Below are 14644 nucleotides of genomic sequence, written 5' to 3'. Positions count from 1 at the left end.
GCCAACGACCGACGATAGCCATGCATCTGAAAACACCGATCCTTGCCACTCTCTTTCTCGCCACAGCCGTGCTTTCCGCACGGGCGCAGACGGAGGCGATCGACGCCTTGCCGGTCTCGGCGATCTTCGTCGTCAGCAGCGGCATGTGGGAAGAGCAGAATCTGGAGCCGGTGAAAGGCTCTGACGGCCAGCTGCGGCCGCCGCCAGCAGCGCCGACACGCGGTTATTACAAGGTGGTTGCAATTCGTCAGGGGGATGGTACCGCGAAGATCTACCTGCAGCGCATCGTCTTTACCGCCGACGGACCCAATCTCCTCGAAAATGTCGAGCTGGAAGAGTTCAACCAGATGAAATCCTACGTCACGGATATTCGTCCGGAAAGCTCGAACGGCGCATCCGCCTCACCCGGCCTGTTCGTGACCGTTTATCTGAAAACCGACCCGATGGCCAAGGAAGCGGAAAGCTGGACGATCCTGATCGATGAGCTTGGCGAGATGAAGATCGAGAAAGCCTCGAACTGACGGCTAGAGCACGTCCGGTTTAAGCTCATGCGGCCCGGAAAGAACTGCGCCGAAATGATGTTTCCATAATCTGGCGCCGAGTTCGCCGCTGCGGTCGAGGCTTGAACCAACCGTCAGCCACGGCAGAAGCGTGGGGTGAAGTCCCGCGTCGAAAAACGCGAACCCGGCCGCCAGCACGCAGGTATCTGCCTGAATACCGCAGACCAGCACCCTCTCGACCTTCAGGGACAGGAGATGGTCGATCGCTTCCCTTGGCGGCGCATAACCGTGCTTGATGAATATCCGATCCGCCTGAACCAGCGAGCAATCATCCCTGCCCGGCTTCCAGCCCAGTTGCCGCTCGAAAGGTGTCACGCTCTCATCATGGCGCTCGATGCTGGCGACGCTCGGCATGGTGGCGGCGAGCGCGGTTATGTCCGCCACCAGCGAAGCCGGCGGATTGAAGCTCGGCTGGACGTCGACGATATAAAGCGCCTGTTTCATGCATCTCCTCCAACGAAAAACCCCTCGCAATGGGTTTGCGAGGGGCAATTTTCAATCAACGCATTGCAGCGTCTTAGTCGATATCAGCCACTTCCACATCCGCGCCGCCGCTGATGCGGTGAGCGAGAGCAGCTTCCATGAACTCGTTCAGGTCACCGTCCAGCACGTTGCCGGGTGCGGTGCTTTCCACGCCGGTACGCAGGTCCTTGACCAGCTGGTAAGGCTGCAAAACGTAGGAACGGATCTGGTGGCCCCAGCCGATATCGGTCTTGGAAGCGGCCTGTGCATTGGCTGCCTCTTCCCGCTTTTGCAACTCCACCTCGTAAAGGCGGGCGCGCAGCATGTCCCACGCCTTGGCGCGGTTCTTGTGCTGCGAGCGTTCCTGCTGGCAGGCAACCGCGATACCGGTCGGAATATGCGTAATGCGCACGGCCGAATCGGTGGTGTTGACGTGCTGGCCACCCGCGCCGGACGACCGATAGGTATCGATACGGCAATCGCTTTCGTTGACGTCGATCTGGATCGAATCGTCAACCACCGGGTAGACCCAGACGGAGGAGAACGACGTGTGGCGACGCGCATTGCTGTCATAGGGCGAAATACGGACCAGGCGGTGGACGCCAGATTCCGTCTTCAGCCAGCCGAAGGCATTGTGGCCCTTGACGAGGATTGTCGCGGATTTGATGCCGGCCTCTTCGCCGTCGTGAACTTCCAGCACCTCGACCTTGAAACCTTCACGGTCCGCCCAGCGGGTATACATGCGCAGCAGCATGTTCGCCCAGTCCTGGCTTTCCGTGCCGCCGGCGCCGGAGTGCACTTCGAGATAGGTATCGTTGCCATCGGCCTCGCCCGAAAGCATGGCTTCCACCTGACGGCGGTTCGCCTCGCTCTTCAGCGCTTTCAGCGAGTCCTCGGCGTCCTTGACGATTTCGTCGTCGCCTTCCATCTCGCCGAGTTCGATCAGCTCGATATTGTCCCTGAGCTGCTGCTCAAGCGCCTTCACGCCATTGATGCTGTCATCCAGCTGCTGGCGCTCGCGCATCAGTTTCTGGGCCTCTGAGGCATCGTTCCAGAGGGTCGGATCCTCTGCCTTGTTATTCAACCAGTCCAGCCGTCTTATCGCCTGGTCCCAGTCAAAGATGCCTCCTCAGCAGGCTTATGGCCTGCTTGATTTCGTCGACTACATTCACGATTTCATTGCGCATTTCGCTGGTTCTTCACCTTCATTGAAACTCGTTGCTCAAATAAATGCGGGGGGCGCGGATGTAAAGACCCGCGCCCCCGCCAAACTCCACGACTGGGATCAATAAAGACCGCCGCCACCGCCAGTGATGGCCTGCTGGGCCTGCGGCGAGGTCTTCAGAATATCTTCCTGCGACATGTAACCTTCCGCGCCGATCACCGAGAAGCTGGAAGCAGGCCCCGTGCCAGGCTTGAAGGCTTCCATGATGGTATCAGGTTCCCCTTCAACCGCCGCCATGCCGGTCTTGCGGTTGACGGCGACGAAGTTCATGCCAGCGGGCACGATGAACTTGCTCGGCTCCATATGCTTGACCGCATCGGCGATGAATTCACCGAAGATCGGCGCCGACAGCGAACCGCCCGTACCGCCGCGACCAAGAGGCGCCGGCGAATCGAAACCGATATAGAGACCGGCGACCATGTCCGGCGTGTAACCGACGAACCAGGCATCCTTTTCGTCGTTGGTGGTGCCCGTCTTGCCGGCGACCGGCAGATCGACCTTGATCTTGCCTGCCGCGGTACCGCGCTGGACGACGCCTTCCAGCATGGAGGTCGTCTGGTAAGCGGTCATCGGGTCGAGAACCTGCTCGCGATTGTCGACGATGACCGGCTCATCCTGATTTTGCCAGCTGGTGGCGTTGCAGCCCTCGCAGGCGCGCTCCTCGTGCCGGAAGATCGTCTTGCCGTAACGGTCCTGGATGCGGTCGATCAGCGTCGGCTTGATCTGCTTGCCGCCATTGGCAATGACCGAATAGGCCGAAACCATGCGCATGACGGTGGTTTCGCCCGAACCGAGGGACATTGCGAGAAGCGGCGGCATCTTGTCGTAGATGCCGAAGCGTTCGGCATATTCCGCCACCAGATTCATGCCCATGTCCTGCGCCAGACGCACGGTCATGAGGTTACGGGATTTTTCGATACCGAGACGCAGCGTGGACGGACCGGCGGAGCCCCCGCCGTAATTCTGCGGTTTCCAGACCTGACCGCCCGAAACGACTTCGATCGGCGCATCGAGAATGACCGATGCCGGCGTATAGCCGTTGTCGAGCGCAGCCGCGTAGATGAACGGCTTGAAGGAAGAGCCAGGCTGGCGCATCGCCTGCGTGGAGCGGTTGAATTCCGACTGCGCGTAGGAGAAGCCGCCGACCATCGCCAGAACACGGCCGGTATGCGGATCCATCACCACCATGCCGCCCTGCACTTTCGGCGGCTGGCGCAGGCGGTATTCGTTACCGGAATTGGAAAGCGGCTGCGCATAAACGACGTCTCCCACCGAGAGAACACCGACCGGCGACTTGGCGGTCGCCTTTTTGCCGGTCGCATCGCGATAGGCCCAGCGCATGTTTTCAGCGGAGATGTGACCGCGCGTGCGCTTGTCACCGTCTTCCGTCTCCGTATCCGCCTGCACGCCGATATCGACGCCATCGGCAGCAACGGCGAGCACGACTGCAACCTTCCATTCCGGAACGTCGCGAAGGCCCTTCACCTTGGCGAGAGCGGCCGTCCAGTCGCCGGCAGTCTCGATCTTTTCCGCGGCTCCACGGAAACCACGGCGCTCGTCATATTGAACGAGACCATCCTGAAGCGCCTTGCGGGCCTCCATCTGGATCTGCGGATCGAAAGATGTGCGAACCGACAGCCCGCCTTCGAGAAGCGCTTCCTCGCCGTATTTCTCGACGATCTGGCGGCGGACTTCCTCTGCGAAATAGTCGGACGCGAAAATATGAGCGCCGCCACGGCGCAGATTGACGCCGAGCGGCTGCTTTTTGGCGTCAGTGGCGTCGGCGACGGTGATGTAGCCGTTTTCGGCCATGCGGTCGATCACCCAGTCGCGGCGCTCCAGAGCAGCCTTTTCGCGACGGATCGGATGATAGTTGGCCGGTCCCTTCGGCAGCGATGCGAGATAGGCGGTCTCTGCAATCGTCAGTTCCGTCACCGATTTGTTGAAATAGGTGAGCGCCGCACCGGCAATGCCATAGGAATTCAGGCCGAAAAAGATCTCGTTGAGGTAGAGCTCGAGAATCTTGTCCTTGGAATAGGTCTGCTCGATGCGGAAGGAAAGAATGGCTTCCTTGAGTTTTCGGTCGATGGTCTGGTCGTTGGTCAGCAGGAAGTTCTTCGCCACCTGCTGGGTGATGGTGGACGCGCCGACCGGACGGCGGCCGGAGCCGAGATTCTGGATATTGACGAGAATGGCGCGGCCGAGACCAAAGACGTCGACACCCGGATGGTTGTAGAAATTCTTGTCTTCCGCCGAAAGGAAAGCGGCCTTCACCCGGTCGGGGATGGCCTGGATCGGCAGGAACAGGCGCTTCTCATGGGCGTATTCCGCCATCAGCGCGCCGTTGCCGGCGTGCACGCGGGTCGTCACCGGCGGCTCATACGTGCTCAGAACTGCATAATCCGGCAGGTCCTTCGTCACGCCGTGCAAATAAATTGCACCGGCGGCGGCGGCGCACAGGAAGAGCACGCTGGCCAAGCCGAAAAAATATCCAATCAGTCTGATCATACCAAGCTACCGATAATTCGAATCGTAACCATCAACGCCCGACGATATACGGGCGCATCCTTGCATATCGCGTGCCGTTTTGCACACCATACCTTCGATGACAAGCCGGATACGGTAGCATTCGCCGATATGTTACCGGGCCAACCACCGCAATCGCGTCTGTGTCGCTTCGCGGATTGCCACCGAATCCGCTTCCCGAGTAACGCGGCGAATGTGAGTAAAATAGGGCTTCGAGGCCTTAATCGTCCGCAAGGTCAAAGAATTGAACAGCTTTTCGGGCGCAAGCGGCACGGCGGCAACAGGATCATTGTACCGCCGGCTGGCGCTTCAGCCACCGTTCGCCATGGCTTTGGCGCGGTATCGTCCGACCGCCGTTGCCAGCCTGTCGGCCACCTTCTTGCGCCATTCGCCATCGAGAAGCAGTTTTTCGTCTTCCGCATTGGAGAGAAAACCGAGTTCCAGCAGGACAGAGGGCACGTCATGGGCGCGCAGCACCATGAAACCGGCATAACGATGCGGATTGTTGATGAGGCCGACCTGCCCCTCGAAGGAAGACACGATGTTTTCGGCCAGCGTCACCGAAAAGGCCTGGGTTTCGCGGCGGGTGAAATCGAGCAGGATATCGGCGACTTCCGGCGGCTCGGTGGAGGCGGCCACGCCGGCAATCTGGTCGGACTTGTTTTCTCGCTCCGCCAGCTCCTGCGCCTGCCTGTCCGAGGCGCGATCGGACAATGTATAGACGGTCGCGCCACGGATGCCCTTCTGCTTCAGGGTATCGGCATGCACCGAGATGAACAGGTTGGCATTGTTCTGCCGGGCGATCGTCACCCGTTCGGAGAGGGCAAGAAAGGTATCGGCATCACGGGTCAGGAACGCCTTGATGCCGGGCTCACGGTTCAGCCGTTCCGCAAGTTCCCTGGCAAAGTTCAGCGTGATGACCTTTTCTTCCGTGCCGGTCACACCGCCGGTCGCACCGGCGTCGATGCCGCCATGGCCGGCATCGACCGCAATGACGAATTCCGCCTGGCGCGATGTCTTATCGCCGGGGCTGATCGCGGCCGTGGTGACGGGCGCCGGCACCTGCCATTGCTGCTCCTTCACCAGTTCGGCGAATTTGCCCTTGGTGGTGATCTCCGTATCCAGCACGAAACGGAAAGAGGCGCCATCTTCGCCCTTCTTCGTCTCTGCAACCGCCACCTGAACCGGCTTTTTCGCCGTCAGCACGATACGGGCGCTGTTTTGCCCCATGCTGCCGAAGCGGATATCGGAAAAAAGGCCTGTCGGTTTGAGATCGGAGGCGGGAAAGGCGAAATTCACCGCGGGAAAGTCCACGACGATGCGGGCGGGCGAATCGAGATAGTGGACGTCGAATTCCGGCTCTTCGGCAAAATCGAGGACGATGCGGGTACGCGCCTCGTCGCCGATGATGCGGGCCTGATGGACGACAAGCGGTTCGACGGCAAAGGCTTCGGGAGCGGCGGAAACATATGCGGTGACAAGAAGTGAGAAGGCGCCCGCAATCCGCGCGATTCGCGCGCCAAGCGGCCCTGCCCCACGGAATATCGCTGCGCTACGCGTGAAATTCATGGTCTTCAAGAAATTCCGTATTTCAGTCGTTTTCGATAAATGGGGCGGAAAAGCGCCGGGAACGGCACCGTTTCGACCACGCCGGACGATTGTTTTCGCGTTTGCGCCCCACAATCGCAGGCGTTGGTGAACCAATTATTAACCCGGAAATTCCACCAATAATATGGCATATTTAGCCAGCCTATTGCTATTATGACAGAGAAAACATACAACACGCGGGAGGGTTAAAAGTGTTGACGGGATAGATGCCCGCCGGCTGCCAATCGAAAAAGACGCTGGCGCTGCAAATCGGGCAATCATCTGCCGTCGTTACATTTATCCTGAAACTGGATCAATTCCGGCCGTGGCCGGAGACCTACCCGGTGGTCATGCCACCGCCGCTCTGAGGAGAGCAAATTCATCGGACCCCAAGGGGTCTATATATTATTGTCGTTCCGCCTGGCCAATGATGTCGCAGCAGTTTTCACATGAACCGGATACCAGGAGCAGGCCAAGCGCCTCGCCGTCGGTCCGGATGCTGCCAGTTTACAGAGGCCCGGCTGGAGACTTCATTTCCGGCACATCCTTGCACTCATATGAAAGGCCCGTCCTCATGGCGGGCCTGTTCTCGTATAAAACAAGGCTGCGCCGAGGAGCACAGCTTACATGGCAGACAAAATGCTTATCGACGCCTCCCACGAAGAGGAGACACGCGTAGTCGTTGTCCGTGGGAACCGGATCGAAGAATTCGATTTTGAATCGGAGCACAAGAAACAGATCCGCGGCAACATCTACCTTGCCAAGGTCACGCGGGTTGAACCCTCCCTTCAGGCGGCATTCGTCGATTACGGTGGAAACCGCCACGGCTTTCTCGCTTTTGCGGAAATCCACCCGGACTACTACCAGATTCCGCTTGCCGACCGTCAGGCCCTCTTGAAGGCGGAAGCCGAGGATCATCGCCGCAGCGACGACTTCGAATCGGCCGACACCCCCGAACCCGGCGCGCCGGCCATTGACCTTTCGCAGGTTGACCAGCCCGATGTCGGCATTGTCGCCGTCAGCGAAGCCACGGAGACCGTGGTGACGGAAGATGCCGCGCCCGCCGCCGAGGCCGTATCTGAGGAAACAGCCGTCGCAGCCGTCGAGACTGTCGCCGAAGACGCGCCCGCCGAGGAAGAAAAGCCGAAGAAGCGTACCCGTCGCCCCCGCGCCAAGAAGAAAACCGCTGAAGAAATCGCAGCCGAAACCGCTGAGGCTTCTTCCGAGGAAGATGGCAGCACCGGCGGCGAAATGGCCGCCATGGTCGATACCGATACGATTTCCGAGGAAGTCGAAGGCCTTCGTCGTGGCAATGACGACGATGATGACGACGATGATGACGATCATCACGAAAAGGAAGTGATCGAATCCGTTGGCGCCGAAGACGCCATGGAAGAGGTTCCCGATCGCGTCGCCCGCAAGCCGCGCAAGCAGTACCGCATCCAGGAAGTCATCAAGCGCCGCCAGATCCTTCTGGTGCAGGTCGCCAAGGAAGAACGTGGCAACAAAGGTGCCGCACTCACCACCTATCTGTCGCTGGCCGGCCGTTATTCCGTGCTGATGCCGAATACGGCACGTGGCGGCGGCATTTCCCGCAAGATTACCCAGCCGACGGACCGCAAGCGCCTGAAGGAAATTGCGCGCGATCTGGAAGTTCCGCAGGGCATGGGCGTCATTCTGCGCACCGCAGGCGCCAACCGTACCCGCGTCGAGATCAAGCGCGACTTCGAATATCTGATGCGCCTGTGGGAAAACGTTCGCACCCTTACGCTGAATTCCACGGCTCCCTGCCTCGTTTACGAGGAAGGCTCGCTGATCAAGCGCTCGATCCGCGATCTCTACAACAAGGATATCAGCGAGATCATTGTTTCCGGCGAGGAAGGCTATCGTGAAGCGAAAGACTTCATGAAGATGCTGATGCCGAGCCACGCCAAGGTGGTTCAGCCTTACCGCGACATTCACCCGATCTTCTCGCGCTCCGGCATCGAAGCCCAGCTCGACCGCATGCTGCAGCCGCAGGTGACGTTGAAATCGGGCGGTTACCTCATCATCAACCAGACCGAAGCACTGGTTTCGATCGACGTGAACTCGGGCCGTTCTACCCGCGAGCATTCCATCGAGGAAACGGCGCTGACGACCAACCTCGAGGCAGCGGAAGAAGTTGCACGGCAATTGCGTCTTCGCGACCTTGCCGGCCTCGTCGTCATCGACTTCATCGACATGGAAGAAAAGCGCAACAATCGCGCTGTCGAGAAGAAGCTCAAGGATTGCCTGAAGAACGACCGCGCACGCATCCAGGTCGGCCGCATCTCGCATTTCGGCCTCTTGGAAATGTCGCGCCAGCGTATCCGCGCTTCCGTGCTGGAATCGACCACGCAGGTCTGCCAGCATTGCGGCGGCACGGGTCATGTGCGTTCGGAATCCTCCATCGCGCTGCATGTTCTGCGCGGCATCGAGGAATATCTGCTGCGCAATACCACGCACAACATCACCGTAAGGACGACGCCGGAAACGGCGCTTTACCTGCTCAACCACAAGCGCGGCACGATCGTCGATTATGAAGGCCGCTTCGGCGTGTCGATCATCATTGCCGCCGATTCGAGCGTCGGCGCGCAGCATTTCGCCATTGATCGCGGCGAAGCCGTTGAAAATCCGGTGAAGATCGAAAGCCTCATCCAGATGCTGCCAAGCTTCGTGGAAGAGGAAGACGATTTTGTCGCCGAGGTGGAAGAGGACGAAGACGAGGAAGAAATCGTCAAGGTCCAGAGCTCCGAACCGCGTCAGCAGCAGCAAAGCGACAATGGTGAGGACGGCAAGCGCAAGCGCAAGCGTCGTCGTCGCCGTCGTGGCAAGGGCGGACAAAACGAACAGAACAACACGCTTGATGCCGAGGCCGGAAACGAAGGCGACGATTCGGATGACGACGATAACGTCGAAACCGATGATGCCGGAGCGGAAGCCGATGAAAACGGCGTAAGCGAAGCCGCAAATTCCGATGAGGATGGCAAGCGCAAGCGCCGTCGTCGCGGCAAGCGCGGCGGTCGCCGCAACCGTGCCGAAGACGAGGCTCTGGATGCTGCAGGCGCGGAAGCCGGCGACGAAGGCGAGACGGAAGGTGAAGGCGAAGAGGTTCCCGCTGTAGCTGCGGTCGCCGAAGAGCCTACAGCTGCCGCCGTGGTGGAAGGCGTTGTCGCCGACACCGTGGAAGAGGAAGCGCCGAAGAAGCCGCGCCGCACCCGCAAGGCCAAGGCCAAGACGGAAACGGAAGAGGCACCGAAGGCAGAAGCCGTTGAAACGGTCGAGCCGGTGGTCGTTGAGCCGGCAATCGTCGAAGCGACCGTCGTCGATGTCGCCATCGAGGAAGTCGGTGAAGCTTCGGCCGATCTCTCTTCTGAGCCGGAATCACCCGCGAGCGAAGAAAAAGTCCGCGCGAACCGGGGCAGCAATGTCTCCAGTTCCGAGCCGGTGGTTACCTCTTCCGGTGCGCCCGCAAGCCCTGATGGTGATGAGCCGAAGCCGCGCAAGGGCGGCTGGTGGCAGCGCAAGGGCTTCTTCTGAGAGAAGAAACTGGATTAAAAAACGCCCGCAACCATGTTGCGGGCGTTTTGCTTTTGGTGGTGTAATAACGAGCGATTTCTATGCTTGAGCCGCTAATTGCGTCGGTTGAGAGACCCTGCTTTTTGTAGTTGCTCTCCTTTCCTCATCCCTGTGCTTGTCACAGGGATGAGGGACGAGGATACCCACCCGTCACACTGACCGCGTCAGGCCGCCATCGACGCGGATGTTCTGGCCGGTGATGTATCCGGCCCCTTCCGAAGCGAGGAAGGCCACGGTCGCGGCGATCTCTTCGCTCTTGCCGTATCGCTGCATCGGCACGCTCTCGCGGCGTTCTTCCGTCGCCGGCAGGCTGTCGATCCAGCCGGGCAGCACATTGTTCATGCGCACATTGTCGGCCGCATAGGTATCGGAGAAAATCTTGGTGTAGGAGGCGAGACCGGCGCGGAATACGGCAGAGGTCGGGAACATGCTGCTTGGCTCGAAAGCCCAGGCGGTCGAAATATTGACGATCGCGCCTGCCTTCTGTTTGACCATGACCGGAGCCACGATCCGCGTCGGGCGAATGACGTTCATGAGATAGACATCAAGACCCGTGTGCCATTGCTCATCGGTGATATCAAGGATGGAGGCGCGTGGGCCATGGCCTGCACTGTTGACCAGCACGTCGATGCGGCCGAATTTTTCGAGCGCCAGATCCGTAAGGCGCTGGAGATCGTCATTGGACTGGTTGGAGCCGGTGAGGCCGATACCGCCGAGTTCCTTCGCCAGCGCTTCTCCTTTGCCGGATGACGACAGGATTGCGAGCTTGTAGCCGTCCGCGGCCAGACGTTTCGCCACGGCAGCTCCCATGCCGCTGCCACCTGCCGTCACAATCGCCACTTTTTCTGCCGACATCTTTCTTCTCTCCGTTTCCAATCGGGCGAACGGCCGCTTGGCGGCCATTCTCCACCCACAATCCACCCATCTATAGCGGGTTTCGCAAGCGAGTTCGAACCAGAAAGCCTTGGCGCGGCGTGAAGAAAAACTGAAGGCATTTCAGCGCTGCACTTGCGCATTCGCGGCATGGACGTGTCTGCTGTCAGTCGGGGCCTCCTCCCTCTCCCGCAGGCCGTAATCCCGCATCACGGCGGCGATACGCAGGCGGTAGTCCGAAAAGACGTCGGAGCGTCCCAGCGCCTGGGCCGCACGGTGTGGTGCGGTGTTGCGCCATGCCTTTACCGCCTCATCATCCCTGAAGAATGACAGAGAGAGCATCTTGTCCGGATTGCTGATGCTCTGAAACCGCTCGACCGACACGAAGCCGTCAATGGTTTCGAGCTCGGTGCGCAGGCTGGCGGCGATATCGAGATAGTGCTGTTTCTCGCCTTCAGCCGGCCAGACCTCGAAGATGACCGCGATCATCGTTCACCTCCGCCATGCGGCGCCGACGCCAGACGCAGGAAAAGCCTGTCTTCGCGGCGGATGAATTGCTCGCGCCGTGCAAATTCATAATTCTCCCGCCCGGCCAGGTCGGCGGCAAGCCGCGCCCTGTAGGCCTCGTAAGCGGCGAGGCTCTCGATATTATAGACACCGTAGGCGATCGTGTTCGATCCCTCCTTCGGGGCGTAATAGCCGATCAGATCGGCCCCGCAGCGCGGTATGGCTTCACCCCAGTTACGGGCATATTGATCGAAAGCATCGACCTTGAAGGGGTCGATCTCGTAGCGGATGAAACAGGTCAGCAACGTCGGTCTCCTCATGTTCTGCCTCTCCTTTTATGCCGTTGCCCTACTCCAATGCTTCGGCTATCATCGAACCATGAAAGACGGACCCTTGATCGCCAATGTCGCCGCGCTGATCGGCGACCCTGCCCGCGCCAATATACTGACGGCGCTGATGGATGGTCGCGCGCTGACGGCAAGCGAGCTTGCCGAGGCTGCAGGCGTTACCCTGCAGACCGCCAGCGGGCATCTGGCGAAACTCTCCGACGCGCAATTGCTAATCATGGAAAAACAGGGCCGGCATCGCTACTTCCGTCTTTCCGACGAAGATGTGGCGCAGGTTCTGGAAGCGCTGATGGGCCTTGCCCAACGCACGGGTGCGGTGCGCGTCCGCACGGGACCAAAGGACAAGGCGCTTCGCGAGGCGCGTATCTGTTACGACCATCTGGCCGGGGAAAGCGGCGTGGCGCTGCTTGCCACCATTACCGCAAACGGGCTCGTGACTTCGGGAGACGATCCTGCACTGACAGACAGCGGACGTGATTTCTTCTCAAGCTTCGGCATCGATCTATCGCTGCTGGAAAAGGCCCGACGCCCGGTTTGCCTGCATTGCCTGGACTGGAGCGAACGCCGGCATCACCTCGGCGGCGGGCTTGGCGCTTCGCTTCTGGAAGCCATGCAGCAGCGCGACTGGCTTCGGCGCGGAAACGGCCGCGTGCTGACATTCACCACAAAGGGCGAAAAGGCGTTTAACAGCACCTTCGGCTGCACACCCGCCTGATCCCTCACGAAGAAGGCGAATCCGGTGGCTTATTTCAGCCAACCGGCGATACGTCCCACGGCCTCGGCGATATCCGACACCGAACCCGCATAGGAAATGCGCAGAGCGCGGTGGCCCTCCTCGGGGTCGAAATCCATGCCCGGCGTCGCCGCCACGTCAATTTCCGCCAGCATGCGTTTGGCAAAATCCATGCTGTCGTTGGAAAAACGGCTGGTATCGACATAGGCGTAAAAAGCACCATCCATGGGGGATGCCAGCGGCAGGCCGATTTCCGGCAGGCGCGCCATCAGAAAATCGCGGTTGGTGCGATATGTCTCCCTGTAAACATCCAGCTCTTCCGCCGCCGAAAAGGCCGCGGTTGCCGCCAGCTGTGACAGCTCGGGCGGTGAAATATAGAGGCTCTGGGCGAGACACTCGACCGGCCGGACCAGATTTTCCGGCAGGACCATCCAGCCGATACGCCAGCCGGTCATGCAATAATATTTCGAGAAGGAATTGATGATCACGGCATTGTCGGTGATTTCGAGCGCACTCGTCTCTTCGCCGACAAAAGTGAGACCGTGATAGATCTCGTCGGAAATGAAGGCCATGTCGCGGCTTTCGCAATAGCTGGCCAGCCGCTTCAGCGCCTCACGGCCCGTGACCGTGCCAGTCGGATTGGCCGGGCTTGCCAAAAGCACGCCCTTCAGCTTGCAGCCCGCCCTGGTTTCCGCCCGCTCCAGACTGGCCGGTGTCAGCGTGTAGCCGGTTTCCGCCGTTACCGGCACTTCGACGACATTGAGGCCGAGCGCTTTTAGAATATTGCGATAGGCGGGATAGCCGGGCCTTGCTATCGCGACATAATCACCGGCATCGAAGAGGCTGAGAAAAGCAAGATTGAAGGCGGCGGAGGAGCCGGTGGTCACGGCGATGCGGGCCGGATCGACCGCGATCTGATGGCGAAGCCGGTAGTGGCCGGCGATCGCTTCACGCAGTTCACGCAGGCCCAGCGCGTCGGTATAGCCGATGCGCCCATGTTTCAGCGCTTCCTGCGCGGCTTCCAGCGAGGCCTTTGGCGCGGGATGGGACGGCTGGCCGACGGCCATGGAAATGACGGGGCGTCCCGCCTGCCTGCGCCGGTTCGCTTCCGCCAGGATGTCCATGGCGTGAAAGGGTTCGACTGCGCTCCGCTTCGACATCGTTATCAAGGGCATGCTCTTTCCTGAACCGTATTTCAGAGACTTGCCGCAGAATCACAATCTTCACAATCATGCGACCATAATGCGGACAACTATTTTTGGCGTATGGCATTTGGCTTAAAGTAAGGTAATTGCCATCATAATATTCATGAGGCACTGGCCGCACAGTATGAGGACCGATATGGCGCATCTTCTCCGTTCAACACTTCTCGCCAGCGTGACGGCCCTTTCGACGGTTTTCGCTTCTCTGCCTGCCCACGCGCTGGATGAGCAGCAGAAGAAGGAAATGGGCGAGTTCATCAAGCAATATCTGATCGAGAACCCCGAAATCATGCTTGAGGTTCAGGACGCGCTTGAACGCAAGCAATATGCGGCCCGCAACGCCAAGGCGGCGGAAGCGGTGGCCGACAACAAGAAGACGATCTTCGAATCGAAATACGATCTGGCGCTTGGCAATCCGGACGGCGACGTCACGCTGGTCGAGTTTTTCGACTATAATTGCGGCTATTGCAAACGCGCCATGGGCGACATGGACAATATTCTGAAGACGGACAAGAAGGTGCGCGTCGTCCTTAAGGAATTCCCGATCCTCGGTCCGGAATCGGTCGCAGCACATCGCGTCTCCAACGCCGTGAAGCTGCTTGCGCCTGCCAAATATCCCGAATTCCAGCGCATCCTGCTTGGCGGGCGCGGACGGGCGAATGAGGAAAGCGCAATGGACGTCGCGACGTCGCTTGGCCTCAAGGAAGCCGATATCCGCAAATCGATGGCGGAAAACCCCAACGACGCGCAGGTTCAGGAAACCTACAAGCTCGCCAACAGCCTCGGCATCACCGGCACGCCGTCCTATATCGTCGGCGACGAAGCCGTTTTCGGGGCTGTGGGTGCGGACCCTCTGATGGAAAAAATCGCCAATATGCGCAGCTGCGGAAAGGCCACCTGCTCCTGATTGCGCAAAAAGCCCCTGTATTCCCTGTGAGATGCCGGACAAGCCGGCGCTTTACGGCTTGCGGGGGCTTTTCCTTGACGGCTGCGCAGTCTATAGGTGTCGCTGATTTTCTTATGGA

12 protein-coding genes are annotated in these 14644 nt (G+C 59.7%); 4 read left to right on the top strand and 8 right to left on the bottom strand.

The window, feature by feature from the left end; genetic code table 11:
• Positions 1-20 precede the first annotated feature (20 nt).
• Complete coding sequence (locus JZY08_RS05390; RefSeq protein WP_080834241.1) at positions 21-521, top strand: hypothetical protein; 501 nt, start codon at positions 21-23, stop codon at positions 519-521.
• Positions 522-524: 3 nt separating this feature from the next.
• Here the strand turns inward: JZY08_RS05390 and JZY08_RS05385 are convergent, their stop codons facing one another.
• The 4 genes from JZY08_RS05385 to JZY08_RS05370 all read right to left on the bottom strand — a co-directional run bounded on the left by JZY08_RS05385 (position 525) and on the right by JZY08_RS05370 (position 6342).
• Entirely contained in the window at positions 525-1004 is a 480-nt protein-coding gene (locus JZY08_RS05385; RefSeq protein ID WP_035217557.1) for a cysteine hydrolase family protein, read from the bottom strand.
• A gap of 73 nt (positions 1005-1077) precedes the next feature.
• Positions 1078-2209 (bottom strand): peptide chain release factor 2 gene (prfB, locus tag JZY08_RS05380; RefSeq protein WP_164056184.1). Its coding sequence is split into 2 segments (ribosomal slippage): positions 1078-2139 and positions 2141-2209, totalling 1131 coding nucleotides; the frame shifts between segments, so codons are not numbered across the junction.
• 98 nt (positions 2210-2307) lie between these two features.
• Positions 2308-4755, bottom strand: a complete 2448-nt coding sequence (locus tag JZY08_RS05375) for a penicillin-binding protein 1A (RefSeq protein ID WP_003496311.1) — start codon at positions 4753-4755, stop codon at positions 2308-2310.
• 327 nt (positions 4756-5082) lie between these two features.
• Positions 5083-6342 (bottom strand): N-acetylmuramoyl-L-alanine amidase, encoded by a 1260-nt coding sequence (locus JZY08_RS05370; RefSeq protein ID WP_216331252.1) that lies wholly within the window; start codon positions 6340-6342, stop codon positions 5083-5085.
• A gap of 645 nt (positions 6343-6987) precedes the next feature.
• Here JZY08_RS05370 and JZY08_RS05365 point away from each other — a divergent pair.
• Positions 6988-9918 carry a ribonuclease E/G gene (locus tag JZY08_RS05365; RefSeq protein ID WP_216331251.1) on the top strand — a complete coding sequence of 977 codons (2931 nt, stop codon included), beginning with the start codon at positions 6988-6990 and terminating at the stop codon, positions 9916-9918.
• Between the two features lie 189 nt (positions 9919-10107).
• Here the strand turns inward: JZY08_RS05365 and JZY08_RS05360 are convergent, their stop codons facing one another.
• From JZY08_RS05360 to JZY08_RS05350, 3 genes are all read right to left on the bottom strand, one after another.
• The gene (locus JZY08_RS05360) at positions 10108-10812 is read right to left on the bottom strand and encodes an SDR family oxidoreductase (protein ID WP_003496326.1); all 705 of its coding nucleotides are present in this window, start codon (positions 10810-10812) and stop codon (positions 10108-10110) included.
• Between the two features lie 141 nt (positions 10813-10953).
• Positions 10954-11319, bottom strand: coding sequence for an antibiotic biosynthesis monooxygenase (locus JZY08_RS05355; protein ID WP_216331250.1), 366 nt, complete (start codon positions 11317-11319; stop codon positions 10954-10956).
• Positions 11316-11642 carry an NIPSNAP family protein gene (locus JZY08_RS05350; RefSeq protein ID WP_082184175.1) on the bottom strand — a complete coding sequence of 109 codons (327 nt, stop codon included), beginning with the start codon at positions 11640-11642 and terminating at the stop codon, positions 11316-11318. The genes JZY08_RS05355 and JZY08_RS05350 overlap by 4 nt, the downstream gene beginning before the upstream one ends.
• A 73-nt stretch (positions 11643-11715) precedes the next feature.
• On the opposite strand from JZY08_RS05350, the gene JZY08_RS05345 reads away from it, so the two are divergent.
• Positions 11716-12399, top strand: a complete 684-nt coding sequence (locus tag JZY08_RS05345; RefSeq protein ID WP_082184665.1) for a helix-turn-helix transcriptional regulator — start codon at positions 11716-11718, stop codon at positions 12397-12399.
• 29 nt (positions 12400-12428) lie between these two features.
• Here JZY08_RS05345 and JZY08_RS05340 read toward each other — a convergent pair whose 3' ends face one another.
• Positions 12429-13586 (bottom strand): pyridoxal phosphate-dependent aminotransferase, encoded by a 1158-nt coding sequence (locus JZY08_RS05340; protein ID WP_216331508.1) that lies wholly within the window; start codon positions 13584-13586, stop codon positions 12429-12431.
• A gap of 172 nt (positions 13587-13758) precedes the next feature.
• Here JZY08_RS05340 and JZY08_RS05335 point away from each other — a divergent pair, with 172 nt between their 5' ends.
• Positions 13759-14526: a DsbA family protein gene (locus tag JZY08_RS05335; RefSeq protein ID WP_216331249.1), complete on the top strand. Its 768-nt coding sequence runs from the start codon at positions 13759-13761 to the stop codon at positions 14524-14526.
• Positions 14527-14644 lie beyond the last annotated feature (118 nt).

Origin of the sequence: Rhizobium sp. X9, from assembly GCF_018873185.1 — a bacterium.
Taxonomy (GTDB): Bacteria; Pseudomonadota; Alphaproteobacteria; order Rhizobiales; family Rhizobiaceae; genus Agrobacterium; species Agrobacterium oryzihabitans.
Note: the sequence above shows the minus strand (reverse complement) of the source record. Positions and strands in the feature narration are given on the sequence as shown.

Excerpts from the sequence above, each read along its gene's own strand:
- JZY08_RS05360 (WP_003496326.1), bottom strand. The coding sequence starts at position 10,812 with ATGTCGGCAGAAAAAGTGGCGATTGTGACGGCAGGTGGCAGCGGCATG.
- JZY08_RS05335 (WP_216331249.1), top strand. The coding sequence starts at position 13,759 with ATGGCGCATCTTCTCCGTTCAACACTTCTCGCCAGCGTGACGGCCCTT.
- JZY08_RS05390 (WP_080834241.1), top strand. The coding sequence starts at position 21 with ATGCATCTGAAAACACCGATCCTTGCCACTCTCTTTCTCGCCACAGCC.
- JZY08_RS05370 (WP_216331252.1), bottom strand. The coding sequence starts at position 6,342 with ATGAATTTCACGCGTAGCGCAGCGATATTCCGTGGGGCAGGGCCGCTT.
- JZY08_RS05365 (WP_216331251.1), top strand. The coding sequence starts at position 6,988 with ATGGCAGACAAAATGCTTATCGACGCCTCCCACGAAGAGGAGACACGC.
- JZY08_RS05375 (WP_003496311.1), bottom strand. The coding sequence starts at position 4,755 with ATGATCAGACTGATTGGATATTTTTTCGGCTTGGCCAGCGTGCTCTTC.
- JZY08_RS05355 (WP_216331250.1), bottom strand. The coding sequence starts at position 11,319 with ATGATCGCGGTCATCTTCGAGGTCTGGCCGGCTGAAGGCGAGAAACAG.
- JZY08_RS05385 (WP_035217557.1), bottom strand. The coding sequence starts at position 1,004 with ATGAAACAGGCGCTTTATATCGTCGACGTCCAGCCGAGCTTCAATCCG.
- JZY08_RS05345 (WP_082184665.1), top strand. The coding sequence starts at position 11,716 with ATGAAAGACGGACCCTTGATCGCCAATGTCGCCGCGCTGATCGGCGAC.